This is a genomic window from Paenibacillus sp. MER 180, from assembly GCF_023713665.1.
GTDB lineage: Bacteria > Bacillota > Bacilli > Paenibacillales > Paenibacillaceae > Paenibacillus_B > Paenibacillus_B suaedae.
This window is the reverse complement of record NZ_JAMAVT010000008.1, coordinates 204532-231241: the sequence shown is the minus strand read 5'-3', so window position 1 is coordinate 231241 and position 26710 is coordinate 204532. Positions and strand designations below refer to the sequence as shown.

General features: G+C 47.2%; 24 protein-coding genes. 15 read left to right on the top strand and 9 right to left on the bottom strand.

Features of this window, described 5'->3' with window-relative positions; genetic code table 11:
- Positions 1-359 precede the first annotated feature (359 nt).
- Positions 360-2285: an ABC-F family ATP-binding cassette domain-containing protein gene (locus M3661_RS15345; RefSeq protein ID WP_251486445.1), complete on the top strand. Its 1926-nt coding sequence runs from the start codon at positions 360-362 to the stop codon at positions 2283-2285.
- A 102-nt stretch (positions 2286-2387) separates the two neighbouring features.
- Entirely contained in the window at positions 2388-2918 is a 531-nt protein-coding gene (locus tag M3661_RS15340; protein ID WP_251486442.1) for an STM3941 family protein, read from the top strand.
- 115 nt (positions 2919-3033) lie between these two features.
- Here the strand turns inward: M3661_RS15340 and M3661_RS15335 are convergent, their stop codons facing one another.
- The 3 genes from M3661_RS15335 to M3661_RS15325 all read right to left on the bottom strand — a co-directional run bounded on the left by M3661_RS15335 (position 3034) and on the right by M3661_RS15325 (position 5795).
- A complete protein-coding gene (locus tag M3661_RS15335) occupies positions 3034-4041 on the bottom strand; it encodes an oxidoreductase (RefSeq protein ID WP_251486438.1) in 1008 nt (335 codons plus the stop codon).
- 120 nt (positions 4042-4161) lie between these two features.
- Positions 4162-5247: a M42 family metallopeptidase gene (locus tag M3661_RS15330; RefSeq protein ID WP_251486435.1), complete on the bottom strand. Its 1086-nt coding sequence runs from the start codon at positions 5245-5247 to the stop codon at positions 4162-4164.
- A gap of 158 nt (positions 5248-5405) precedes the next feature.
- On the bottom strand, positions 5406-5795 hold the full coding sequence (locus tag M3661_RS15325) for a LapA family protein (RefSeq protein WP_251486432.1): 390 nt from the start codon (positions 5793-5795) through the stop codon (positions 5406-5408).
- Positions 5796-5982: 187 nt separating this feature from the next.
- Between M3661_RS15325 and M3661_RS15320 the strand changes: the two genes are divergently transcribed.
- Complete coding sequence (locus M3661_RS15320) at positions 5983-7590, top strand: FAD-dependent oxidoreductase (RefSeq protein WP_065293996.1); 1608 nt, start codon at positions 5983-5985, stop codon at positions 7588-7590.
- A 155-nt stretch (positions 7591-7745) separates the two neighbouring features.
- Here M3661_RS15320 and pepF read toward each other — a convergent pair whose 3' ends face one another.
- The 3 genes from pepF to M3661_RS15305 all read right to left on the bottom strand — a co-directional run bounded on the left by pepF (position 7746) and on the right by M3661_RS15305 (position 10241).
- Positions 7746-9539, bottom strand: a complete 1794-nt coding sequence (gene pepF, locus M3661_RS15315) for an oligoendopeptidase F (RefSeq protein ID WP_175400632.1) — start codon at positions 9537-9539, stop codon at positions 7746-7748.
- 275 nt (positions 9540-9814) lie between these two features.
- The gene (locus M3661_RS15310; protein WP_021260126.1) at positions 9815-9994 is read right to left on the bottom strand and encodes a hypothetical protein; all 180 of its coding nucleotides are present in this window, start codon (positions 9992-9994) and stop codon (positions 9815-9817) included.
- Between the two features lie 13 nt (positions 9995-10007).
- Complete coding sequence (locus M3661_RS15305; RefSeq protein WP_021253250.1) at positions 10008-10241, bottom strand: hypothetical protein; 234 nt, start codon at positions 10239-10241, stop codon at positions 10008-10010.
- Between the two features lie 262 nt (positions 10242-10503).
- On the opposite strand from M3661_RS15305, the gene M3661_RS15300 reads away from it, so the two are divergent.
- Positions 10504-10701 (top strand): cold shock domain-containing protein, encoded by a 198-nt coding sequence (locus tag M3661_RS15300; RefSeq protein ID WP_005546053.1) that lies wholly within the window; start codon positions 10504-10506, stop codon positions 10699-10701.
- 202 nt (positions 10702-10903) lie between these two features.
- Here the strand turns inward: M3661_RS15300 and M3661_RS15295 are convergent, their stop codons facing one another.
- The gene (locus M3661_RS15295) at positions 10904-14200 is read right to left on the bottom strand and encodes a glycoside hydrolase family 2 TIM barrel-domain containing protein (RefSeq protein WP_251486429.1); all 3297 of its coding nucleotides are present in this window, start codon (positions 14198-14200) and stop codon (positions 10904-10906) included.
- Between the two features lie 154 nt (positions 14201-14354).
- On the opposite strand from M3661_RS15295, the gene M3661_RS15290 reads away from it, so the two are divergent.
- Positions 14355-15248 (top strand): helix-turn-helix transcriptional regulator, encoded by an 894-nt coding sequence (locus M3661_RS15290; RefSeq protein ID WP_065293995.1) that lies wholly within the window; start codon positions 14355-14357, stop codon positions 15246-15248.
- Between the two features lie 131 nt (positions 15249-15379).
- Here M3661_RS15290 and M3661_RS15285 read toward each other — a convergent pair whose 3' ends face one another.
- Positions 15380-16033 (bottom strand): nitroreductase family protein, encoded by a 654-nt coding sequence (locus M3661_RS15285; RefSeq protein WP_251486426.1) that lies wholly within the window; start codon positions 16031-16033, stop codon positions 15380-15382.
- Positions 16034-16126: 93 nt separating this feature from the next.
- The gene (locus M3661_RS15280) at positions 16127-17323 is read right to left on the bottom strand and encodes an MFS transporter (RefSeq protein WP_065293993.1); all 1197 of its coding nucleotides are present in this window, start codon (positions 17321-17323) and stop codon (positions 16127-16129) included.
- A gap of 191 nt (positions 17324-17514) precedes the next feature.
- Here M3661_RS15280 and M3661_RS15275 point away from each other — a divergent pair, with 191 nt between their 5' ends.
- The 10 genes from M3661_RS15275 to M3661_RS15230 all read left to right on the top strand — a co-directional run bounded on the left by M3661_RS15275 (position 17515) and on the right by M3661_RS15230 (position 26586).
- Positions 17515-17832 carry a hypothetical protein gene (locus M3661_RS15275; RefSeq protein ID WP_021253244.1) on the top strand — a complete coding sequence of 106 codons (318 nt, stop codon included), beginning with the start codon at positions 17515-17517 and terminating at the stop codon, positions 17830-17832.
- Between the two features lie 132 nt (positions 17833-17964).
- Positions 17965-19047, top strand: coding sequence for a tetraprenyl-beta-curcumene synthase family protein (locus tag M3661_RS15270; protein WP_175400631.1), 1083 nt, complete (start codon positions 17965-17967; stop codon positions 19045-19047).
- Positions 19048-19071: 24 nt separating this feature from the next.
- The gene (gene pfkA / locus M3661_RS15265) at positions 19072-20043 is read left to right on the top strand and encodes a 6-phosphofructokinase (protein WP_065293992.1); all 972 of its coding nucleotides are present in this window, start codon (positions 19072-19074) and stop codon (positions 20041-20043) included.
- A 179-nt stretch (positions 20044-20222) separates the two neighbouring features.
- Positions 20223-20426: a DUF3906 family protein gene (locus tag M3661_RS15260; RefSeq protein ID WP_044354322.1), complete on the top strand. Its 204-nt coding sequence runs from the start codon at positions 20223-20225 to the stop codon at positions 20424-20426.
- Positions 20427-20478: 52 nt separating this feature from the next.
- Positions 20479-21018: an NADPH-dependent FMN reductase gene (locus M3661_RS15255; RefSeq protein WP_065293991.1), complete on the top strand. Its 540-nt coding sequence runs from the start codon at positions 20479-20481 to the stop codon at positions 21016-21018.
- A 437-nt stretch (positions 21019-21455) separates the two neighbouring features.
- Complete coding sequence (locus tag M3661_RS15250; protein ID WP_065293990.1) at positions 21456-21857, top strand: hypothetical protein; 402 nt, start codon at positions 21456-21458, stop codon at positions 21855-21857.
- A 38-nt stretch (positions 21858-21895) separates the two neighbouring features.
- Positions 21896-22843 carry a hypothetical protein gene (locus M3661_RS15245; RefSeq protein ID WP_065293989.1) on the top strand — a complete coding sequence of 316 codons (948 nt, stop codon included), beginning with the start codon at positions 21896-21898 and terminating at the stop codon, positions 22841-22843.
- A 555-nt stretch (positions 22844-23398) separates the two neighbouring features.
- On the top strand, positions 23399-24766 hold the full coding sequence (locus tag M3661_RS15240; protein ID WP_065293539.1) for a radical SAM/SPASM domain-containing protein: 1368 nt from the start codon (positions 23399-23401) through the stop codon (positions 24764-24766).
- Positions 24750-25334, top strand: coding sequence for a flavoprotein (locus M3661_RS15235; protein WP_065293540.1), 585 nt, complete (start codon positions 24750-24752; stop codon positions 25332-25334). Before M3661_RS15240 ends, M3661_RS15235 begins: the two co-directional genes overlap by 17 nt.
- Complete coding sequence (locus M3661_RS15230) at positions 25318-26586, top strand: MFS transporter (protein ID WP_065293541.1); 1269 nt, start codon at positions 25318-25320, stop codon at positions 26584-26586. Before M3661_RS15235 ends, M3661_RS15230 begins: the two co-directional genes overlap by 17 nt.
- The last annotated feature ends 124 nt before the right edge of the window (positions 26587-26710 follow it).

The following is a 26710-nucleotide window of genomic DNA, read 5'->3' as shown; positions in this document are numbered from 1 at the left end:
TCAGCCTGAATACGATCATGGTCAGCTCGTGTCCGCTATGTTCTGTTTACATATATTAACAATTTAAGTGGACAGGGTGTATGCAGGGGGCTAGTCCATTGCAAGGGAACGGATAGCGGTTCACCAGAGGATGAGTAGGGGCACGAATATAGCCCCTTCGTTTTTTGTATCGTTGTAAGCGTTCATTTCTAGTACAATGATTGTCTGCAATAACTGATACGAACTGTCGTCGCTGGCAAATGAAATATTATGATAACATAGAGGATAAAGAAGGTTATAAGGGGATGAAGTAAGCTTAGTTCGCTTGCAGCTTCACCTTCGTTATAGATGGCCGATGCTTGATTGGAGGAACGGAATTCATGCATGTAATGACGATTGAACAACTAAGTAAAAGTTACGGGGACAAAACTCTATTTAAAGACGTTACATTCGGAATCGAAGAAGGGGATCGATTCGGAATTGTGGGGGTAAATGGGACGGGTAAATCCACATTCCTTCGTACGATTATGGGATTAGAGCCCATCGAGGAAGGCAAGATCATGGTTGGCAGCCGCGTTCGGGTTCAATTTGTGCCGCAGGAGCCGGAATATGATCCTCACGCAACTGTATTGGATCAGGTAATGGGCGGGGATGCTCCAGAAATGGTTGCAATCCGGACGTATACCGCGTGCTTGGAAGCAGCATCTTCCCAACCGAATGATGAGCAAGTACAGCAGCGCTTGGTGCGCGCGAGTGACGACATGGATCGCCTCCAGGCATGGCAGCTTGAGAGCGATGCGAAGTCGATCCTGTCCCGTCTGGGAATTCAGCGCTTCGATGCCCGAATGGGCGATCTCTCAGGTGGTCAGCGTAAGCGTGTGGCGCTTGCGTCAGCACTTATTCATCCTTCGGATCTTCTCCTGCTGGACGAACCTACGAACCATATTGATAATGAGACCGTAGCGTGGTTGGAATCATTGCTTCAGAAGCGCAGCGGTGCATTGATTATGATTACGCATGATCGCTACTTCCTCGATCGCGTCGCGAATCGCATGATTGAATTGGATCAAGGACGCGCGTATTTCTATGAAGCGAATTATACGCGTTTCCTAGAGTTGAAGGCAGATCGTGAGGCGCGTGAAGCGGCCTCGGAGGATAAGCGTCAGAATTTGCTCCGTAATGAGCTGGCATGGATTCGGCGCGGGGCACAGGCTCGGTCGACGAAGCAGAAAGCGCGTATTCAGCGCTTCGAGGAATTGCAGGCCGATAACCCTGCCGCGAAGAACGGTCAAGTGGAGATATCTGCGATGTCTGCACGTCTAGGGAAGAAGATCATGGAGATTGAGTCTCTAGGATGTTCGATTGATGGACGGGAGCTGTTCAAGGATCTCAGCTACATCGCAGTTCCAGAGGATCGCATAGGTATCATAGGGCCAAACGGAAGCGGAAAGTCGACATTGCTTCGTGTCATTGCAGGCAAGCGCGAACCGCAGCATGGGACAATTGTGCTCGGCCCTACTGTTCGGATTGGATTCTTCACACAAGAACATGAAGAGATGGATGAATCCCTTCGTGTCATCGAATATATACGTGAGGGAGCAGAGACCGTGCAAACCGCCGAGGGGTACACTGTAACGGCTGCACAAATGCTCGAACGGTTCATGTTCAGCCCTACAATGCAATGGACATTGATTGGCAAGCTGTCCGGTGGTGAGAAGCGACGCCTTCAACTGCTTCGTATCTTGATGGAAGCGCCGAATGTGCTGCTCCTTGACGAGCCTACGAATGACTTGGATGTACAGACACTTGCTGTGCTGGAACAGTATTTGGATGACTTCCCTGGCGTTGTTATTACGGTATCTCATGATCGTTATTTCTTAGATCGAGTGGCAGAACGTATTTGGTCGTTTGAGAACGGTCGTGTCTCCCAGCATGTTGGCAATTACTCCGAATATATGGAATGGAGAGCTAAGCATGCACATGCGGCGAATACAGAAGGCGGCATGCCGTCAGTGAAGACAGCAACTGCTGCAGATCCTGCGGGCCGGTCGGAGCGCAAGCCTAAGCTCAAGATGTCGTACAAGGAAGAGCGGGAGTATGAACAGATTGAGGAACGAATCATGGAAGCGGAAAGCAATATTGAACGTATCCAGCAAGATATGGAACAAGCGTTCAATGATTCGGTACGCTTGCAGGAGCTGATGAAGGAAGATGCGGAGGCTCAGAAGCTTTTAGAGCATTTAATGGAGCGATGGACCTATTTAAGCGAGCTAGCGGAGCAAATCGAGGCCGAGAAGTCGAAATAATGCCGCCGGTTCGAGTGAACGTAAATACACCATAGTTCATCGATGAATACAGCGATTGAACAACTACGATGGAATATCAGCGGAGTGAAGGGAAGCGTTCGTATGATGGGGAAGTATGAACCAGAGCCACATGATATAGTGATATATCCTAGCAAGCGCAAGTTAGTCGTCATGTTCTTATGTTCCATAGTGTTTATTGCGATTGGAATGGTCATGCTCATGCAAGATCAAGGTGGAGTCGTGCTTCTAGGGGGAGTAAGTGTCGTATTTTTCGGTATGTGCGGTGTATATTGCGCATACCGCATGTTAGTCCCCAAGCCAGCTGTCATCCTGACAGCGGATGCCTTCTATGATCAAGCCTCGCTTGGGGCAGCAGGGAGAGTATTGTGGTCAGAGGTAGAAGAAATTAAAGTGTACGATATGATGGGCCAATCCTTCCTGGGAGTGAAGATGGCCAATCCGGAAGAATTTCTTGCTCGGTGTCCAGGCTGGAAACGTTCGCTCATGTCAGCGAACCGAGCATTCGTTGATACACAGATCAACATCCCTAAGGTTGGCATTCGAGGCTCCCTGGAGCAAGTGGCCCAGGAGATGCTCGGGCACTGGGAGCGTGCCAAATCCCAGCATAATTAAGCGCATAAGAGAAGAGCAGGTAACCTCAGTGGGGAGTCCCCATGTGAGGTTCCTGCTCTTTTTTTCGTATGGCAAACCGTTCAGCAAGTATGCAGATCAATCGCAATTCATCTTGTTATTCATCTTTGCCAATCTTGACGACGGCTCGCCCAGATGATTGGCCCTGGAGCAACTGGTTGAGATAGGCAGGGACATCAGTCAGTTGCAATTCATGAATCCAGTTCGGGGTGTGGGTGAAAGACTTCCACTCCGCGGCGATTCGTGACCAGAGGCGGACACGATCTGTACTCGGTACGAATACAGAATCGATGCCATATAAGGCTGTCCCTCTCAGGATAAATGGGAAGACAGAAGCCGGCAAAGTTCCACCAGCCGTCATTCCTGTTGCAGCCACAGCCCCGCCGTAATGGAGAGACGCTAGGACAGAGGCAAGAATCGCGCCGCCACAGACGTCAATCGCCCCTGCCCAGCGCTGCTTATCGAGAGCCCGAGGCCGCTCTGGAAGAAGTTCCTCACGTGCAACAATCTGCTTGGCACCTAGAGAACGAAGTAACTCTTCATACTGGGCTTTACCTGTAGAAGCGGCAACCTCATATCCGAGTTGTGCCAGCATAGAGACTGCGATGGAGCCGACTCCGCCTGTCGCACCAGTAACAAGGATAGGGCCTTTATCAGTTGTAATACCATGGCGTTCTATCCGTTCGACAGCGAGAGCAGCAGTGAGACCCGCTGTACCGAATATCATCGCTTCCCTTAGGCTAAGCGAATCGGGGAGTGGAACGATCCAATCGCCTGGTACGCGCACAATCTCACTGAGACCGCCTGTATGGGTCACGCCTAGCCCATATCCAGTTACCAGTACACGCTGTCCTGCCGAATATCGTTCATCCTCTGATTCAATGATGACCCCAGATACATCAATTCCGGGGATGAAGGGGTATGATTTTACGATATTCCCTGTCGGAGAGCAGGCCAGCGCGTCTTTGTAGTTCAATCCAGAATACGCGGTACGAATCGTTACGGTTCCCGCTGACAATTGCTCGGTGGTACATTGTTGAACACTTACATCCAGTGTCCCATCCGTTTGCTGGTTAATCCATAACGCTGCAAATTGCTGTTGCATCTTACCTCGAACCTCCCTTTCATTCCATACTGCTTATGTGTAATTAATGTTGAAGACAGACTGATATCACTCGCTTCAGAGTTGGCATTTAGACAGCATTTATTATAAGGGATCAGGTTCTTATTCCTCTGTGATGTATGCAGCAATCAAGCGTGCTGTATTGATTACTGCACGCTGATGAGTGCGTTCCATCGCATGTGAAGCATGAACGCCTGGCCCAATTAAGGCAGCACGGATGTTGTTGCCACCGCGAAGCGCAGCTGAAGCATCGGAACCATAGTGAGGGTAAATATCAACTGCATGTTCGATGCCCTCTCGTTCTGCCAGAGCAATAAGAGTGCCCGTCATCATATAATCGTAAGGCCCGGATGAATCTTTCGCACAGATGGACACGTCCGTCTCCTTGCAAGACAGATCATCGCCCATAGCTCCCATATCAACAGCAAGCATCTCCGTTATTTCCTGGGGAATGTAGGATGCGCCATGTCCGATTTCTTCGTAATTCGTAATGAAAATGACAATATCGTGCTTTGGCTGCCAAGCGTGGCGCTTCATGCTCTCCAGCAATCCGAATAAGGCAGCAGCACTAGCTTTGTCATCCAGATGGCGCGACTTAATAAATCCATTTGGCAAGTGTACAGGACGTGCGTCAAATGAAACGTAATCACCTGTGCGAATGCCAAGTTCCTCGGTATCTTTCTTGGTATGTACAAGCTCATCGATGCGCACAATCATGTTCTTCTCTTCACGTGCGTATTCGCGTGCGTCGCTGTATACATGCACGGAAGGGTGGTTCGTCATAATTGTACCTGTGTATGTACGACCGTCACGAGTATGTATGTGGCAATATTCATTCTCCATGGAACTAGACATATATCCGCCTAGGGAAGTTAAGCGAAGTGTGCCATCAGCATGGATGGATCGTACCATAGCACCCAGCGTGTCGACATGGGCAGACAATCCGATGACTTTGTTCGAATCGTGCTTCTCTCCTGCTACCTTAATGACGCCACAGCCTTTTTGAGTCTGCTCGAATGGGTATCCGAGTTGTTCCGCTTCACGGCCAATGCGGGCCATAATATGGTGGGTATAGCCTGTTGGACTCGGTGTATTAAGCAATTCGAGCAGGAAGGAAGTTACGTATTTTTCGTCAATTATCGCTTGGAAGGGTTGTGATGAAATAGTTGAATGATCGGGTGCAGTCATGACTGTATTCCTCCTTGATATGATAAATGGGTACGATTTAATCGCTAAACGCTAAATATCAGTGTTAATCAGTGTTAATGCAAATACTAGTTCTGAGACTAGTACTAATGTAAGTACTAATGCAAGTACTGATGCAAGTACTGATGCAAGTACTGGTGCTAGTGATCAATCTTGTCCGAATTGGCTGTGCTTGATGTGAGTCCTGTTAAATCCTCATTTGTCGTGCTGTCGCCATGAGGATGCAATTCTTCGAGGTTGTTTGTCGATTCATGATTCTCGAACAAGCTAGTGTCAGCGTCGCCTGTATATTGAGCAAGCTGATGCTCCAATTGCTTAATCTTCTTCTGGGAGCGGAACTGCAGGTAAATGCTGTATGAACCGACAATTACAGCTCCAAGCAGGGTGCAGCCCAAAATGAGAAGAATGAGCGGTACATCGAATGTGCCGAACAAGAGATTCACTTGTACTGGATTCACGTTAATGACTGCAAATATCGCCGTAATGAGCGCAAATATAAGTCCTGCTAGCAGGGACCATTGAATACGCATTGCAGGTAGCCTCCTTACCATTATGTTTATGTATCTATTCTCAGTATAATGTTCGACTTCATTCGCCACAAGTTGAATGGTTGCTCCAATCAAATATTTTCATTATGGATCAAGGATTCAAAATACAGACCTGTCATGATATGATCATGGGGAGGAATGATCTGGAAGTGAATGGGGAGGGACATTCATGAATACGAGGAAGGCAGACGTTGTCATTATTGGTGGAGGGCTTGGGGGAACACTGGCAGCATGGACACTGGCGAATCGGGGCCTAGAAGTGATCATGACAGAAGAGACGGACTGGATTGGCGGCCAGCTTACCAGCCAAGCAGTTCCACCAGATGAACACCCATGGATTGAACAAACAGGATGTACTGCTGCTTATCGAGCATTCCGCAATCAGATTCGGAGTTATTATGCTGCACTTGTGAAGCCGCAGCTGCTGAAGGATCGAGATGCATACGACAATACTTTCAATCCGGGAAATGGATGGGTAAGCCGACTGTGTCACGAGCCGAATGTTGCGCATGATCTGCTGCAAGCTTGGCTTTGCCCTCACGTTGAGGAAGGGCGTCTGCACATTTTGTATCATACGGTTCCGCTTGAAGCGCACACGCAGGGCGATGCTGTACAAGACATCACCGTGCTCAATCGAATTACAGGAGAGAAGACAGTACTCACTGGACAATATTACGTAGATGCAACAGAATGTGGTGACGTGCTGCCGCTCGCAGGTGTTGAATATATCGTTGGTGCTGAATCACAGCAGATGACAGGGGAGCCTCATGCGTTAACAGAAGCAGACCCAGCTGATTTGCAAGCGTTTACAGTAGTGATGTCGCTGGAGAAGCTGGATGCCAACGCTGCTGAACGCAATGAGCCGATTGCCAAGCCGGCAAGTTATGATTGGTGGAGGAGCTTTCACCATGAAGGATCGCCTTATCCTTTGTTAAGTTGGTGGGATACAAAGCCGAATGCGACTCATAAATTGCGCAAGTTCATTTGCTTGCCCGACGGTATAGACCCGCTGCCTCTGTGGACGTATCGCCGTACTGTGGACGCATCGCAGTTTCGGGACGGCCATTATGAGGGAGATCTGTCCTTAATTAATTGGCCGCAAAATGATTATTCCATTGCATCTCCTGTTGAGATGAGTTATGAAGAGCGGGATGCGATTGTTGAGGAGGCTAAGCAGTTAAGCTTGTCTCTGTTATACTGGCTTCAGACAGAAGCGCCACGTGAAGATGGTGGAGTAGGGTACCCCGAATTCCGCTTGTATCGTCCATCTGTCGGCACTGACGATGGCCTTGCTAAGTCGGCTTACATTCGTGAATCGAGAAGAATTCATGCCTTATATACGATAACGGAACTTGATGTGAGCAAGGAGCTTCGCAAGGGGCAGGGACTAGGTATTCGTCGATATGAGGATAGTGTAGGAGTAGGGCATTATTCTATGGATTTGCATACAACAACCAAGACTGGACGAAGCTGCTATATTCCGACCTTGCCTTATGAAATTCCACTTGGATCTCTCATTCCGAAGCGGGTCACGAATGTTCTGCCTGCTTGCAAAAATATCGGTACGACTCAGCTCACTAACGGGTGCTATCGCTTGCATCCAACCGAATGGAATATTGGAGAATCCGTCGGTCACTTGATCGCTTATTCGATTGAGCAAGGGATCATTCCGCGCAAGGTCTATGAGGATAAGCAGCATCTCAGCGCTTATCAAGCGGAGCTGGATGGGGCAGGCGTACAGCGAAGCTGGCCGTTCGATGGAACCGAAATCGCATAGCGCAGCTATATCAACTTCTTCGCTTCTTACCTATTAGCACGCATCGTGTCCCTAGGTTTACTCAATTTGATACAAGAGTGAATGTGACAGGATAGCTGACAAAAAAGAGACGCCCAGACAGCAGTTAGTTAGGCTGTCTAGCGTCTCTTTTACATTTATTTTGCTGCGAGCTGTTCCATCTCTTTGATAAGGGATTCAAGCAAGCTCATGCCTTCTTCGATTGGCTTCGGAGTGGACATATCTACGCCGGCCTTCTTCAGAATGTTGATCGAGAAGTCGCTGCCGCCGCTCTTCAAGAAGCCTGTGTAACGATCGACTGCCGGTTGACCTTCTTCGAGAATTTGCTTCGCGAAGCTTTGTGCAGCCGAGAAGCCTGTAGCGTATTTGAACACGTAGAAGCTTGTATAGAAGTGAGGAATACGTGCCCATTCCATCTCGATATCTTTGTCGATGACCATGTCATCTCCGTAGTACTTCTTATTCAAGTCATAGTACACGTCACAGAGGAGCTGCGGTGTCAGTGCTTCACCTTTCTCAGCGTGATCATGGATAATCATCTCGAATTCAGCGAACATCGTCTGACGGAATACAGTTGTACGGAATTGATCGATGTAGTATGCAAGCAGATACATCTTTTCTTTCTTATCCGTTGTCTTCTTCAGCATATAATCCATGAGCAGCGCTTCATTCAATGTGGAAGCAACCTCTGCCAAGAAGATGGTATACTGCGCGTCACGATATGGCAGGTTGTTGTCCGAATGGTACGAATGCAGTGCATGACCCATTTCATGTGTCAATGTGAACATGCTGTTCAAATTGTCTTTATGGTTCAACAGCACGTAAGGGTGCGTGCCGTATGCGCCCCAGCTGTATGCGCCAGTACGCTTGCCTTCATTTTCATAAACGTCAATCCATCCGTTGTCGAAACCATCTTGAAGCACATTCAGATACGATTCACCAAGCGGCTTCAAGCTTTCCTTAACAGTTGCCTTCGCTTCTTCGAATGTAATATTCATGTCGAACTCATCGACAACCGGAGCGAATAGGTCGTACATATGTAGTTCCTTCACACCCAGAAGCTGCTTGCGAAGCTTCATGTAGCGGTGCATAAGCGGCAAGTGCTTGTGGATCGTGTCAATCAGATTCGTATATACTTCCTTCGGAATGTTGTCGCCGTACAGATACATTTCCAATGTGGAAGGGTATTTGCGTGCGCGAGAATAGAACAGGTTCTTCTGTACGTTCGCATTGAGTGTAGAAGCAACTGTATTGCGAAGCTTGCGATATGTACCGTATACGCCTTCAAAAGCAGCCTTGCGAACTTCGCTGTTGCGGCTTTCAAGGAATTGAATGTAGCGGCCATGTGTCAGCTCTACATCCTTGCCGTTCTCGTCCTTAATCGTTGGGAACTTCATGTCGGCATTGTTCAGCATGCTGTAAATGGTCTCGGGCGACTTGGACATGCTTCCAACTTGCGCGAGCAGGGCTTCTTCTTGTTTGGACAGAATATGTGCCTTTTGGCGCAGCATTTCAGTCAACGTGAAGCGATAAGCAGCCAGCTTCGGTTCTTGAATAAAGGCATTCAATTGCTCATCAGACAAGGACAGAACTTCAGGCGTAATGAAAGAGAGTGCCTCCCCAACTGTTACGCTTAATTGCTTGGCCTTCTCGGACAATGCCTGATATCCAGGTTCCGCTGTGTCTTCATGATGGCGCATGCTCGCATATACGTACAGGCGCTCGGTATGTAGGGAAATATCGTCTTCCAGCTCAAAGCAATTCTTCAGTGCTTCCGCATCATTCAACTTGCCTTGATATTGCTTCATCTTATCCAACAGCTGGTTAACCAGCGAGAATTCTTTGTCCCATTCTGCTTGTGATCCGAATAAGTCCTCCAATTTCCAGCGGACATCCTGTGGGACTTCTGAACGTTTCCATACTTGTTCCATATGTACCCTCCTCATATATTGATATTGCGATAATGGCTTCGCTGTCGCTTGCTTATAACTAGCGGCTGTTGAAGCGGACAGTAGGCTGGTCACCATGATGGCAGAGGTGACCAGCCCGATAACCAATTGGCGTGTCGTGGCCATATATCCCCCTCCGGTAGCGTTGCCGTGCGGCAATGGTGCTGTGTGCACTCACCGATTAATCTGTAGGGTAGTATGACCAGAGAACGCCAAACTATTTGTTGCGGACGGCTGTGCTTGTTCCGTTGAAGAAGCTAACTGCCGAGCGCAAAGAAAGAGTAGACAATTAGGAAGAAGGCGAATGTAATCAAGCATAATGCAGTAATCGCCAACGGCCTGCGCAGCTTCTCCGGCAGCGTGTCTCTCTTCCAGACTAGGATCACTCCAAGTGAAAATGCAAGCAAAATAAAAATAAGGTTCGTTGATGAATTCATAAGCATCCTGCCTTTATACTTGCTTGAATTTGTCCATGATCTCGTTCCATTCTTCTTCCTTGCCTACGTAATCTTCTTTAGGAAAGCGTTGTTCAGCCCAATGCATCAAGGCCGGACGGCTCAAGAAGTTATGGCATTCTTCTCCCCATTGTTCGGATATTTCACGTAATACGATATAACGGCCCTGTACTTCAACCGTAAGCATATTCCAGTTATCCTTTTTATAAATAACATGTTTCTTCATCATAATTTGGTTCCCTCGTTTCTTGGTGCAGGGCACTGTCACTCTAAGTTGTAAGCGGTATTGCCAAGCAGTTTGTCTTACCGATCATGATACCTTAGCCATTAAATGAAATCAAATCTGATTTCACTGGAAAGCCGCAATATAGACCACATTATTTGCAATTTTTTTAGAAATCTTTTTTGTGGGAAAAGTTGCGTTTGACTTTTTGCTTAAGTATAATATTACTATTCGCCTGTCAGGGCGAAGAAGTGAGGAGGTTTTGACTTTGAAAGGTACTGTAAAATGGTTTAACGCAGAAAAAGGCTACGGATTTATCCAAGTGGAAAACGGCGAAGACGTATTCGTTCATTTCTCCGCAATCCAAGGCGACGGTTTCAAAACACTTGACGAAGGCCAAGAAGTAGAGTTCGATATTACTGAAGGCAATCGCGGTGCGCAAGCAGCTAATGTCATTAAATTATAATGAATTGTCCCGTTAAGGGCTGTCATTTATAAATAGTGCACTAGCAACGCCAAGCAGCCATGTTCATGTTGAGCATGGCTGCTTTTTTATGTTCTCATTTGATCGCAGTAGCCTGAACCCATTATTTTGTTATTCTGTGCCCTGTTTGTTCATCAGGCTTGTTCTTAAAGATATTTGCTCGATCCGAGAGTCTTGGATTTGATTAAGATAGAATACCGCTGTTCACGAGCCGCGCAAGTTGCCTCGGAGACAGTGTCTCACAGTTGAATGGGATCACTTGTTGGCTGAATGACATGTCCTTGCACTTCAATTCATGCTCAGGGAGCGCTCTCGGGCCGCAGCTGTTGCTACCAAGACCATTCTGTGCTTTGTCCAGATGGAGAACAATATCGCTTCGAGGCACTAGATCAGCATGATGGGCGGCATTCTCCAAGTCCATGACCGAGTAGCGATGGGCGCTAAAGTCAAAGGTGTCCACTCCAGAACTGCTTGTAAAGAATAGTCCCGTGCCTTGAGCGTTCACAAAAGATACCCATCTTGTATCTGTACGATTGCCATTCTCCTGCGGCTTCTCGTATGCCACCATAAGATCATCGACCTTCGCTTCGTACCAGCCAATTGCAGCTGCTTCCTTGCTGTCGACATAGCTTTCGCCTGGACCGCGTCCATACCAGCTGCAGGAATTCAAGCCGGCAGGGATGCCAAGCTCGTAGCCAAAACGAGGGAGAACCTCTGGATGGCATCCTTCAGGCCGTACGTCAATGTGCAGCTGTATGATCCCATTTCCTTGTATGGTCATGATCTGCTCACAGGCCAATCCCCACATAAAGGCGGGTGCTCCTAACCGGAAGCAGGTCGTTACGGTAATCATCCCCTCTGCTGCGCGTGATGAATCGATGGTCACCTGTTTTATCCGTTTCTTCAATTGATGTAGTCGAGCATTCCGCCAATCCGTCACTAGATAGCGATCATTATCGATAACGGCACGCCATAATTGAAGGCGGGGACTGCCAGTTAGCAAATCTGTGTTATGGAAACGCCAAGAGAGAAGGCTTCCGTCTGACCGATTGATCTCCATTATAAAGCTGCTGCCTGTAAGGATGAGGCTAGCTCCTTGGTCATGGATCGAAATGGGCTTCAGCGACATCATGCCTGCAGGGGCAGTATTAATACCGAAGCCGGATGTCAGGCTGCTCTTAGACGATGATATGGTAGAGGAAGCTGCTGTCTCCTGTATGCAATCGGTATGCTGTAGCTTAAGAACCTGCGAAGGCTCAAGCTCAAATTGAGCCCATGCCACTTCATGACCCACAGGAAGCCAGGGGATTGTGCCATAAGTGCCGCTACCCGAACGGAAGGAGAACCGAAGCCACATATGCTGAAATGCCGGTTCAGATATCGTATGGCCGAACGCGGCTCGAATCGCTGTCCGCGCATCCCACCGCCATGCAGCGCGCTCACGTGGAGGTACTTCGGGCACCTCGAATGTCCCTTCGGCAATTAGTTCACCATCGGCAATGATGGAATAGTGACCGCGCAAGCATGATAATGGAAGGAAGTCGTACCGGTTCTCGATGATATATTCTCCTGGTTCACTGCTGGCATAGACTTTGACAGGCTCGATCGCTTTTTTGTATTCATGCAGAGCGGGCCACGGCTTACGGTCTCCGTCGATGAGTCCATTCAAGCAGAAGTTTCCGTCATGAATAAGCTCGCCGAAGTCACCGCCATACGCCATTTCTTGGCGGCCATCCTCTCGCTCACGCCGAATGCCTTGATCGACCCAATCCCAGACGAACGCACCTTGCAGCTTCGGGTAGCGATAGAACATTTCCACGTAGTCCTTAAGCGCTCCCGGGCCGTTGCCCATTGCATGCGCGAATTCACATAAAATATACGGACGATCGTCATCAGACTGGACAACCTTCTCAATGGCTTCGAGTGTTGGGTACATCGTTGAGCGGATGCCGAGTTCAAGCATGTTGCTCCAATCGCCTTCGTAATGAACGGGGCGAGTCGGATCATATTGCTGTGCCCACTCAGCCATGGCTGCATGATTGGGCCCACAGCCGGATTCATTGCCAAGCGACCACATGATGACGCTCGGCGCATTTTTGTCACGGATTACCATCCGCTGCATTCGCTCCACATAGGCCTGTTTCCACGTCTCATCCTCACTGAGCAGTGACCAACACCCAGCAGCTTGAAATCCATGTGTTTCTAAGTCCGCTTCGTCGATTACGTATAGCCCTGCCTCATCACATAAGGCGTAGAAGCGCGGATCATTCGGGTAGTGTGAGGTCCGCACAGCATTCAAGTTGAACTGCTTCATTAAGCGCACATCTTCGACCATTGTGGCATAGGGAACCGCACGTCCATGATCCGGATGGAATTCATGCCGATTGACGCCCTTGAACATGATGGCCTTCCCGTTTACGAGAAGATTCTTACCGGTAAGCTTCACTTCTCTGAATCCGATTCGCTGCGAGATTACTTGAATGACCTCTTGGTCCTTGTCTCGAAGTTCCAGAACAAGATGATACAAATAAGGGGTCTCCGCTGACCATAGTGTAGGGGCTTCCACGGTAGTGCTTACCCGGATGAACGGGTCTGATTGCTGGCATTGATCACTTACCAAGATCGTGTTAGTCGGCGAAATTGGCTGGCGGGCAGCATTCAATAATGTCCATGCAAATGTATGTGACTGCGCAGCCTCCTCGCTGATGCAGAGCTCGACATCAACGTCCAGTTGAGCACGCTCACCATTGTCGAGCAGGTGTGTGCGAACCGTAAAGTCCCACATATGCTCCGTCGGGAAGGCTAGCAAATACACATCGCGGAAAATACCGCTTAACCACCACATATCCTGATCTTCCAGATAGGAGCCGTCGCACCATTGGTATACCTGAACGGTAATTTGATTCAAACCTTGCTGCAGCGTGGGACGGATGTCGAATTCAGCAGGAATGCGGCTTCCTTGACTGTAGCCAATATAGTGCCCGTTCACCCATACTCGAAATGCACTGTCCACACCTTCGAATCGAAGGACGACTCGTTGCTCCATCCAGCTTGGTTCAATCCAGAATGTCCTGCGGTACGTTCCAGTAGGATTCTCATGGGGAACAAAGGGAGGTTCAACTGGGAACGGATAGAGGATATTCGTATATTCTGGTTTTCCGTAACCGTGCATTTGCCAATTTGAAGGTACCGGAATCTCGTCCCAATCGGAATCATTGTACTGGGGCATCCAGCACGCTGCCGGCGCTTGCTCGGGACTCGCTGCGTAGCTGAATTTCCAGGTGCCGCTCAGCTGCTGAAAATAGGTCGATGCACCGCGCTCGTACGTTAGTGCTTCGGAGGCGCTTGCACAAGGAATGAAGTAGGCACGGTCATGGAGGCGTTGTTGATGCAATACAGTAGGTGACTGCAATAATTCATTCAGTGTTAATGCAGCTTGTTCATTGTGCGGATTTACCAGGTTCATTCGTTCTACTGACATTCTCATCTTCCCTTCAAATGCTATTGACTCAATATCACGATATGAATGTAAAAGGCTGTTGATTGTATATATGATAAAATGAAAAAAGACGCGCAATCAATCTAACGATTTTATTTGAAATAACAATATATGAAACTCGAAACAGGTGAAGTCAATGCAGCATTTTCATTTTCCAATGATCAGCGAGCGTGAGCGGTCGTTGCCACTCGTTGTAACCACGGTAGGAAGCTGGGTAAGCCAACAGGAAATTGTACGACTGAGCGGATATCCTGATTACCAGTGGCTGCAATGCACGTCCGGCCGCGGCGAGTTCTGGTGGAAGGGGATGAGCGAGCCTATCGTTGTAGAGACTGGGCAGGGTGTTATCTTATATCCTCATATACCGCATGAATATAGGCCAATTGAGGAGCCATGGGGAATCTATTGGTTTGGATTTCAAGGAAGCTTATCGCAGGAGCTGCTGACTGCGACTCAATTGTATCAATCGACAAGGATTACTCCAATGAACCCTGAGCTCACGCTAGAGCCAATCAAGAGGGCGATTGCTCTATTGAACCGATCCTCGTTCAATGAAGGACACGGCACAATGCTGTCAGGACTTGCCTATGAGCTGATTATGGCGTGGACTCAATCCGGATGGGAGACTCTTGTCAGGGAAGGGCGGCACGTGGATAATGATCCGTTAACGCCGTTGTTGGAGTGGATTCAAGAACATGTTCATCAGGAGCTTACACTTCAGCAGATGGCCGACCAGATAGGTGTTACTCCGCAGTATGTATGCAAGCTGTTTCGAAGAACACTTGATATGCGGCCGCTTCAATATGTGATACGTCTGCGGATTCGTAAGTCGAAGCAGCTTCTGCTCGCTTACCCGAGGCTGTCTGTCCAGCAGGTGGGACTGGAGGTTGGCTTCATGCACACGAGTTATTTCATTCATCGATTCAAGCAGCAAGAGGGAATGACGCCTGTCCAGTTCCGTCTCCTTCATGCGGGGAAACAGATGGGTGATCATCGTGTATTTGATGCTACAGAAGTGAATGGAACATAGATCCGGCAGTAATATCAGATCTTTATAGTAGGAATAATACGAATCTCCCAAAAGAGAAGCCCCTTGCTCCGCCACAGTTATTGTGGGGAGCTAAGGGGCTTCATGTGCTATTGGTACGTGGACATGCCCTGTTATTCAATGATGCGCAGTATCTCTTCGACCGGCTTGCGTGGGAGCTTGGCCGGTGATTCCAGCGGATAGCCGAGTGCAAGCACCATGTTGACCTGGCGGTCTTCTGGAATGTCAAGCAGTGACTTGATTGCTTCAGCAGCCAGTAGGACAGGGCCAGTCATTGGACAGGTAGCCAAGCCCTGCGCATGAGCGGCTAGCATCAGATTTTGAATGGCCAAGCAGCTGCTCTTAACGCCCTCTTCATCCCATACCGCAGTCGGCACCAATTGAATCGGATCGAAGATGCGCTCACGGAATTTCGAAGTGTAAGGCGTCGCTAAGCATACAATGAGTGCTGGTGCGTCTGAGAAGGCTGTTGCATAGGGCCCGAAGGACTTGAGCAGCATTCTCGCTTCCTTGTTTAATCCTTGCTCTTCCGCTATTTGAGCCTTGGCATGCAGTGCATCCCATGTAAGCTGCTCGATTTGCTTGATCATCGAACGATTCACAACGGCGATGAACTCCCATGTTTGGGAGTTTGTGTCGCTTGGCGCGTAACGCGCACAATCCACAAGCTCTTTAATGTCGTCGACAGACACGGGACGTTCATCGTAGCGACGAACGCTGCGGCGCCCATGAATGACTTCCTTTATTGTTTCATACGTTGTTGTCATATTGGTGACCCTCCACCGAACGAGTAGTATGATTGCTTTAAGACCTTGTATTAAGACCTACTACTATTATACGGTACAGTTGAAAAAATGCAATTAGCTCTGTCTGCTGGACGCTCGAATTGTCGCTGTTTCACTACGACTGGCAATAATGGACATTGTTATGAAGCCGAGGCAGGCTATGAATGAGAAGCCTGCTGCAACCTCATATAGCACATCCTTGCCGAAGGATTGCATTAAGATTCCACCGAAAGTTCCGCTTATGAGCCCTGCGATGCTGGACCAGACGATCGTATACAGTGCAAGCCCTGTTGAACGATATTCGTCAGGAATGACACGGCTTATATAGCGAACGGCAACGAAATAAAAGATCCCGAATGACACGCTGTGCAGCAGTTGCGTAGATACAATCCATGTTGGATCTTGCAGCACTGCAATAAGCAGAAGCCGAATGGTATAGGTTAACCCGGAGAATGCTAATAGCGGCAGTTCCTTGAATTTCTCCCCATAGGCATTCAATAAGAAGAAGATCGGGATTTCACTAAGCGCTGAGAGCATCCAAGCCCATCCAACCAAAGATTCATCTGCCCCAATCTGGGACAATGATAATCCGAGGAAGGCTTCATTCAGACGATGTCCAATGGCAAGCAGCAGCACGAACAAGAAGAACAGCAGTACTTCTCGCTGCCGCAGGACAACCCACAATCCAGACAGCTCCATCTTCTTCATCGTGGCGCGCTTATCGGTAAGGGGGAAGGCAAGCCCCAGCGACAGTATGCCAAGCAGAACAATGACCCATATGCTGTACGAGGCACCTACCGAACGTAATATGAATCCGAATACAAGCGCAGATACAGCGAAACCGATCGAGCCAAAAACACGAATGCCGATGAAGCTCTTGCCTTGAGCCTGTGCAGTCATAATCGCGAAGCTGTCGTTCAGTGGATATATCGGAAAGTAAAAGAAATAAAAGCAAACGAGAAGCAGAGCAACCAACCCGTACGAGGATACTTGAGCAAGTGCCACAGATAATACGATTTGTGCGACCAACAACGTGATGAGCACTTTTTTCAACGTACCGAGTTTATCGCTGGTTACGCCCCAGAATAGGTTGGAAATGATAGAGATGAGCGGTCCAATGGAATAGAGAAGCCCGATCTGGACACTTGTAAACTGCAATGATTTGTAGTAGAGCGGCAAATACGATACAACGACCGAAGAGGTCATAAAAATCATAAATGTAAAGGCGCGCAGCCAATGCGCTTCTGTGTTCCGGGGTGCCGGATACGCCATGTGTGTTCCCTCCATGAAGTAATTGAATGTGTATAAATCGGAGTTGTCAACTCAGCAAGTAAAAATGGAATAATCCCTAGTATAGCATGCTTCCTGTGGATTGGGGCGGTTTCGTCATTTACATCCTCGCAAGCGGCATGGTACATTAACAGCATTAATGATGCATCCTAATTTACCGGAGGTACGGCAGCATGGTGAATGATTGGTTCGAATTCGATGAACGGCTTGGTATTGAAGTGCCCATAGTTGAGGATTCTTGGGATGGAATGAGCTGGGACGAACAAGTGCTCATTATGGACAAGTGGGAACACACTCGCGGCAGAATTCCCGACCGTATTAAAGAGCTGGAACGTACGATTGTTTTGAAGCAGAATGCGCTGAATGAGGAGGAGCAATTTGAGGCTTCCTGCCGGCTGAATAGCGAGATCGCAGAGCTTGCTTCGCAAATTATTGATTTGAATTTGTGGTACCGGGTTCATCAGGACGTAGATGCCAAAAATCACCACTAGTGATTATCGCATGCAATCGTTTGTGCAATTAGTCACTTCGTAATATAATAGGTGTGATTAAAATGGGTACGCAATAAATGTGAATCACATCATCTCGTAGAAGTTGACCTACACAGAGGACGGAGGATTTTCTTGAATCAGGTGAGGCAACGCCGTACGCGAGCTCCGAAAGAGCCGCTCGGACTCATGTACCGCGTATATAAGTATATATTGCCGGGGGTTCGTCAATCGTTGGCAAGCTGGCAGACGCGGGCTGAACGAATTCCGAACGAGGAGCTGCGCAAGCAGGCGCTCGCGAGCATCGCTAGCAAGCAATTTCATTGTGAGGGCGGTGCGGTATACGCTGCGGCTAGATTAGATGTACGCCATATATTGATCCCGCTCATTGTTGCTTTTCAGACGATCAGTGACTATTTGGACAACCTGTGCGACCGAAGCACCTCGATGGATGCGGATGATTTCCGCTTGCTCCATCAGGCTATGCTGGATGCGGTCCAACCGGACGAACCGCTCAAAGACTATTATGCGCTCCGTGATGATCAAGAGGACGGAGGCTATTTGCGTGATCTAGTACAGACGTGCAGAGATAGTATTGCTTCACTGCCGGCGTATGGAATCGCACAGCCGCATATTGTTCGTCTCGTCGGACTGTATACAGACCTTCAGGTGTACAAGCATATTCACCCGGATTCCCGGGAGCAGGCGCTGCTGGATTGGTGGAGTCTGCATGAATCGGCTTATATGGAGCTGGGCTGGAATGAATTCGCTGCGGCGACCGGCTCCACACTAGGTGTGTTCCAGTTATTTTTGGCTGCGGCGGACGAGAGTCTGACGCAAGCAGATGCAGACCGCATTCTAGAGGCATATTTTCCATATGTATGTGGACTGCATATTATGTTAGATTATTTAATTGACCAAGAAGAAGATCGTGCCGGCGGAGACTTGAATTTCTGCAATTATTACGACGATCAGAGCTTGGTCGTGAACCGGATTGGCCACTTTGCAGACCTTGCAACGGTGCGAGTTAGCTCACTGCCGGATGGACGATTTCATCGTATGATTATAGAAGGGCTGCTAGCTCTATATTTATCAGATCCGAAAGTAAGGGAACAGGCCGCGGTTCAACAAGTATCCAAGCGCCTCATGAAGAATAGTCCGCTTATGCGATTATTTTTCTGGTTGAACAGCCTCTGGATACGTAAACATATGTATTGAGGATTATGAGGGAGGAAACGAATCATGACTGCTGTAAAAAAGATTGCCGTATTGACAAGCGGCGGAGACTCACAAGGTATGAACGCTGCAATCCGATCAGTAGTGCGTGCAGCTATATTCAATGGAATTGAGGTTTATGGAGTTCAGCGCGGTTATCAAGGGTTATTGAATGAAGATATTCGCCCAATGGATATTCGCAGTGTAGGTGACATCATTCAACGTGGCGGAACGATTCTGCAATCCGCTCGCTGCCAAGAGTTCAGAACTCCAGAAGGCCAGCAAAAGGGTGCAGACATTTTGCGTAAGCACGGCATCGATGGCTTGATTGTTATCGGTGGCGACGGTTCTTATCAAGGTGCGAACAAGTTGAGCAAGCTTGGCATCAAGACAATGGGTCTGCCTGGAACAATTGATAATGATATTTCCTTTACAGATTATACAATTGGCTTCGACACAGCTGTCAGCATCGTAGTTGACGCAGTGAACAAGCTTCGCGATACGATGAGCTCCCACGAGCGTTCTTCCGTCGTAGAAGTGATGGGTCGCCATTGTGGAGATATAGCGCTGTATGCAGGTCTTGCTAGTGGTGCGGAATCGATTCTTGTACCTGAAGTTGACCATAACATCGATGAAGTTGCAGGTCGTATGCGTGAGAACTTCGAATGCGGCAAGCGTCACAGCATCGTTATCGTAGCGGAAGGTGTTGGACGCGGTGAAGATGTCGCGAACGCCATCATTGAACGCTGCCCAACTGTTGAGCCGCGCGTTACGGTTCTCGGTCATATTCAGCGCGGTGGTTCCCCAACAGCGTTCGACCGTATCTTGGCAAGCCGTCTAGGCGACTTTGCAGTTCGCAAGCTGATGGAAGGCGAATCCGGCAAGGCTTGCGGTATGATTAAGGGTGAGCTGGTCGCTACAGACATCGATCTCGTTGTGAACACGAAGAAGGAATTCAATATGGAGCTGTACGAATTGGCTTCGCGTCTGTGTCAATAAGACGCTGCTGGTTCACGCAGCTTTGGATAAGCCCGGCGAAGCCGCATCATGCGGTTGGCCGGGTTTTCTTGTATATTTGCTAGATGGGCGGAGAGGGATAGAGGTTATCAATTGTTGTGACATCTTGACGCATGATTCTGGTTTTATGTATGATGTGCGATAGGGAAGGGGATGGAAAAATGTACATATATCGGTTGGAAGCGTCCTCGACGCAAGGAACGTTCGTATGTGTGCTGACAGCAGATACAGAAGAACAAGCATTTCTGCAAGCAGAAGCACATTTCGAGCGGGAGATCCCAGGTGTTACTTGGGAGGGCTTGACTTTGCTAGAGAAGAAACGCTGCGTGAATGGCAGCGGATATATCATCCCCGTTCGAGATTAACAGACGTAATAGACGCTTGTCAGCCGAATGATGATGGAAGGGGAGTGCGATCATGCGTATCGTATGTATTTCAGGCAGCAATCGTAAAGAAGCAACAAGCACGAAGCTCGTTCGTTATCTAGCAGCAAGTATTCAGGAGAAAGGCCATGAGGCTCAAGTCATTGACCTCAATGAACTGCAGCTTCCTCTTTACAGCCCAGACGATGCAGAACAGCATACGAATGTGAAGCTGTTAAGAGAGTCGGTTCTCGCAGCGGATGCCATTGTGTTGGCTACACCTGAGTATCACGGGAGTATATCCGGCGTATTGAAGAACGCGCTCGATTATTTGAGCTTTGACTATTTCAACAATAAGGTCGTTTTGTCGGTCAGCTCTGCTGGTGGTGCGGTTGGTATCAGTTCGTTGACGCATTTACAGACAATCGTTCGCAATGTGCACGGAATTAACTGTCCAGAATGGATTTCCATCGGCGGTGATGCAAGACAATTCACAGCAGAAGGGCAGCCTGTTCAGGAGCAAGTGATTCAACGAGTTCAGAAGACGTTGATCTATTTCTTGAATCTGTCTGCGAGCACTCGTGAGCTTGCATAAGCAATTGATGTAGTTGGAAGCACCTCAGGCATGCACAAGGATACGCTTGTGCAGGGAGGCACGTGAGGATGTCAATGGGATACCCCGCCTCACGGCTTCCCGATAAGGTGTTCGTATTTGTGTGAACGCTACAATAACTCCCAGCATACCCCCTCGGTTACCGATTATCATTTCTTCTACTCCATATGGTTACAATCTAGTCTTTCGTCTCAATGAGCTTAATCTGCTTTTATATTTTCACATTTGTGTCAAGTTTGATTGGTCTATTACGTAGTAATAGATATACATCAGTTGGATGGCAACAAGAGGGACAAGCCCTAACAATCAGAGAAGCGGGGGATGCCTTTGATGTGATGCGAGAAACATTGGTCAAGACTTGCGCGTCAATAACATGTCAGCGTGGCAACAAATACGAATGATGAGAAGGAGACGCGTATATGAGAGTAAAGACAAGTTTCTTTTCCGTTAGCGCCATACTTTTAGTTGTAGTGTTTGTATTGATTGGTTGTTCAGGTTCACCTTCAAAGGGTGAGGGTTGGGTTAGCACTAATTTCTCGCAGCAAGAAGCAGATAATTTGCAAAAACAGGTGGATGAAGGCCATAAGCCTGGACTAACAGACTGGCAGCAAGTATCAAGAGAGTATCTCAATACACAAGAAGGCCTCGTTGTTAATGAAGACATTGATGTGAAGCTTATTGTAGATGAGAAAGCCAAGAAAGTTGTCCAATACACACTCAAAGACGGGAGAAGCATTCAGCTAGAGCTCATCCAACCGAGTAAAGAAGGTCCTTCTGGCATATTTGTCGTAAGCCGGTATCGTTTTGCGAGTAATGAATAAGCACGGATTACATGCCATGAAATATGGAGGCGAAGCTTATGTTAAAAAGGAATATGACCATCATGTTGCTTTTTACTCTCATTTTGTCTCTCTTTGCTTCGACGGGATCTGCTTATGGAAATGCAATTGATGAACAATCGAACCCACTGCTGGACAGCAAGGAAGTATTGAATTATTTATTTTGGACCAAGGACGACAAGCTGAAGGCGGATGTAGCCTCACTTCAGTCGGCTCTGGGATTGTCCGATCAGCAAATGACACAACTAAAGGATATGGGGCTCAAAGAACGTGATTCAGCCAGAGCACTGCAGCTGCAGGCGCAGTCGCTAACGGTGGACAGCTATAACGCGAAGGCAGACACCTTATTTCAAGTACGGAATGCTGCCTTACAGAGTCTGCTCCAAGATAAGCACATTGCCTTCGAAGAATGGGTGACGAAGTGGTGGGCAGACGAGAAAGAATATAGAAATACATGGTTGAAGACAAAATACGGTGCAAATGCTGACGTACCGCGAATCTCTGGAATTTTTGCAACTCAATATGATCCAGATATAAGCGGCTCCTATGAGGTCGCACTGCCTGATAAATATATTAAATTTGCGAATAAAGGCTGGATTAGTAATATCCCAGTCCAATTGCGAGGGACGTATGGCAATCCGAAGTATGTAGTCAATGTTTATAATCCAAATACGGTTAAGTCTGCCCTTGGTGTAGAAGTGAAGGATGTTGGTCCTTGGAATGTCGATGATAATTACTGGGATACTGCCAACGGAAGCAATCCTAGACGATTCGGCTCTGGATTAGCATTGGGTACTCCTGCTTCAACAGCTGCCTATTATAACAATTGGAACAATGGCAAGGATGCACAGGGTCGCAAGGTGCTCAATCCTGCCGGGATCGATTTGTCGCCAGGCGTTGCTGCAACGTTAGGTCTTGCCACAAACGAAAATGCTTGGGTTGACGTAAGATATGAATATTTGCCTTAAGAAACGAGAGGAAGAGTCATGATTACAAGTAACAGATAACATATACGTTGGGGAGAGTGATATCGAATGTTCGCAATAAGGGAGTGAATCATCTTAAAACCAGTGTGGAAATAACTTGTGTAATTAGAGATTAGAGGGTAATAACTAGAATGTTGTTATACATGGAATTAACCTTTTCTTGTTATATATTATACCAAAAATAATTTCAATAAAAGAGTTGACATTAGTATAAAATGGAATTATCCTGAACTTGCAAGTGGCAAACAAACCAAATTATGGAGGTGAATCAAATGGCATTTTCAGTTGAAAAAGAAGGCGAAGAAGGCGGATCCAAGACAATCAACATTTTCTGTTAAGCACTCATCCCAAACGATTACAAAATAGGCTCCAGCCTATTTTGTAATCGTTTACATTTATTTGAACCGAGGATATCCTACTGAATCGCTTGCACTAATGAGCAGGACAGTTATCCATATAGCAACAGCAACAGCAATGATGAGCGAGTACTTATTTCTCAATTTGGTAGGTATTTTAAATAGCTGCGGAGGGATTCAATTGGTATTAAGAGGAGAAATAACGATCCAGGACAGCAGCACGCTCAAGGCATCTCGTTTCAATGTACGTGTCGCAGACGGCGAATATTTGCGACTATATAATTCATATACCGGGAAAATAAGTAGGTTCACTGGTGAAGAGGCAGAGATCGTAGAAGAGCTGTTGAAAGTCAGGGAGCTTGAGGCTGTAGAGTCGCAAGATGAGATCCGCAGTGGGTTAATTCAACATTTACAAAACAAAGGTTTTTTAGTTAAGAATCGAGTGAATGAATTTCAGCTGGCAACTGCGCAAAAGTACAATATGTTAGCTGAGAACCGTATGCTTCAATTGATTATACTGCCAAATGAGGATTGCAACTTCCGTTGTACATACTGTTATGAAGACTTTCTGAAGTCCGAAATGAAGGAATCAGTGCAGCAAGGAATATTGAATTTTTTGGAGAGGAACGTTAAAAATTATAGCCGGCTGCTCATTAGCTGGTTTGGCGGGGAGCCGCTCAAATCATTCGATGTCATTAAGCGCATGTCTGCTCCAATCAAAGAGATTTGCGCCAAATACAACGTGCAATATCACGCCAATATCACAACAAATGGCTATTTGCTTAATAGTGAGACTTTCGAGGAACTGCTAGAGATGAATGTGAGAAGCTTTCAAATCACATTGGATGGGACTGCGGAAACGCATGACAGCTATCGAGTTGGCCGATTCGGAGAGAAGACATTTGATACGATCTTCTCGAATTTATTGAAGATGAAGCAAAGCGATAAACCATTCAATGTTGTACTGCGTTCCAATATCAATCAAGAAGTGTCGACTGTGATGGATAACTATATTTCGTTAGTCAGCAGTGCATTTGTTGACGATCCCCGTTTCATGCTGCATTTCGTGCCGATACAGAATTTGAAAGGGGAACAGACAGCTGACATCCATTTATGCGATACGAAAATGCTGTTTCCGTTCTATAAGAAAGCGAAAGAAAAAGGATTTAATTTCGATTTCTACAAGCAATACTTGCGTCCAGGAGGTTCTGAATGCTATGCCTCCAGTCCATCCTCATGTGTAATCGGGTCTGACGGGATGATCTACAAATGCACAGTTGCATTCAATAATCCAATGAATCATGTAGGCGATATTCTTGAAAATGGGGATATGGTCATTGATCAAGAGAAATGGAGCTTGTGGGTTACAGGCGGAGTCAATGAGGATGCTTCTTGCACCAAATGCTTCTTCAGACCATCATGCCAGGGTAATGCATGCCCGCTCGAACGAATTGAGACTGGCGCAACACCGTGTCCTCCAGTCAAGAAGAGTATTAAGAAGTACATTACACTAGTAAATGAGGATTATGCTTATGAGCCGAGCGTATAACAAAATCTTAATAGGGATAACAGGTACAATTGGCGCCTTGAACGTACATAACTATATTTTCGCGCTTAAAGGCCGATTTCAGTGTCAATTGGATATTGTGGTTACCGATAATGCCAAGCAGTTCGTGTCTACGCTTGCACTAGCCAATTTGTGCGACCATGTCTATGATGACTTATTTACGACAAATCTCAAAGCTCCGCATGTCAACGCTGTTCAGGATGCCGACATATTCCTCATACTTCCCGCATCTGCGGACTTCTTGGCCAAGATGGCGCACGGGATGGCAGACGATCTGTTAAGCTGCTGCGTGTTGAACTATACGAACTCGATATACATTGCCCCGAATATGAATAACACCATGTGGAATCAGCCGAGCGTGCAGCGGAACGTGGAAATCCTCAAGAAGGATGGACATTTGTTCGTTAATGTACAGGCAGAGGGCTATAAGGCTTCAAGCGGTACCTATACCGGTTCAGATGCCGCTCTTCCGCAACCTGAAGAATTGATTCAGTTGATCTTGCTTGAAGAATCCAGAATGAATGAGCCTGCCTATGAATACAACAACTAATCTCCGTAGCAACAGGAACTACATGCTGCTGCTGACCGCCGCAATTCTAGTTAGTCCTGGGTATTATATTTACATTGTTGCTGTCGAATGGCTGACAGTGACCTTATTTGACTCGCGCAGTTATTTGGGTTTAATCCTTTTCTCCTCTTCCGGTGCGAGACTGCTGTTCATGATATACGGCGGAGTAATCGCAGATCGCGTCAATCGAAAGATCATTATCCTCTCATCGCAATGGATGAAGGTGCTCTCGATTGGGGTATTGCTGACGATGTACTGGCTGGATATGATCACCCCGTTATTCCTTATCATCGTCTCCTTCTTGTTCGGTGTCCTGGATGCATTTGCTGGCCCGGCGTATGACTCTGTTATAACGTCTATCATTGATAAAAAGGCTTACCAAAGAGGCAACGCGCTGCTTCGTATGGCTAATCAGTACAGTTTAATCATAGGTCCCTTAATCAGCAGCACGTTTATTATCACAATAGGCTTTTCCGGTGTCTTTCTATTTAGTCTTATTTCTATCATTATTTCGACTACGCTTATATCCTTTATTCGGATTCAATCGCATGATTCCAGTACACCAAGGAAATCAAAGTGGAGGGAATTGACTTCCTCCTTCGAATATATTCGAACGCATCGCGCATTGCCCACGTTAATGGCAATTGGATTTATTATGAATTTTTTTGTGACTGGTCCAATGGGGGTAATGCTTCCGATTTTGGCTAAGGATATTTTCAAGGGTAACGCAGTTGTGTTAGCCATATTAGAGGTCTCACTGGGAGTTGGATTTATATTGGGATCCGTTATTGTATCACTGCGAAAGTCTTTCGCAAGACCGGGAATCGTTATTTTATGCTCGTTGTTTCTGATCGTTATTGCTTATACGTCTCTCGGATATGTGCATCATTTAGTCGTTTCTATGCTTGTGCTGTTTTCGATTGGAGTATTGATTCAGGTTATGAATATCCCATTGTTCACTTACATTCATTCAAGTACTCCCCATCATATGATAGGGAAAGTAATGAGTATTTTCATATCGATTGTAACCGGATTAACACCGCTTTCTTACGCATTCGTTGCTTATTTGCTGCATGCTGGGATAGGTATCCAGTTTGTTGTGCGTATTTTTGGGATATTTTTGTTAGTCATTGTATTTGGTGCCATGACGCGGCCAGCATTGCGTCAATTAAGCTATACAGATTCAGAGTCAAGCGAGCAGGAACATGTACAACAGCAGACCTTGTCCAATTAGTCAAAAAGAGATGAAAGATTAGACCCGTCCTTGCTGGACGGGTTATTACTGTGTGATTACATGGAAATGAACGTTTTAAACATTGAATAGCGTCTGATTAATCCCCGTTCTGTTATGGAATGGG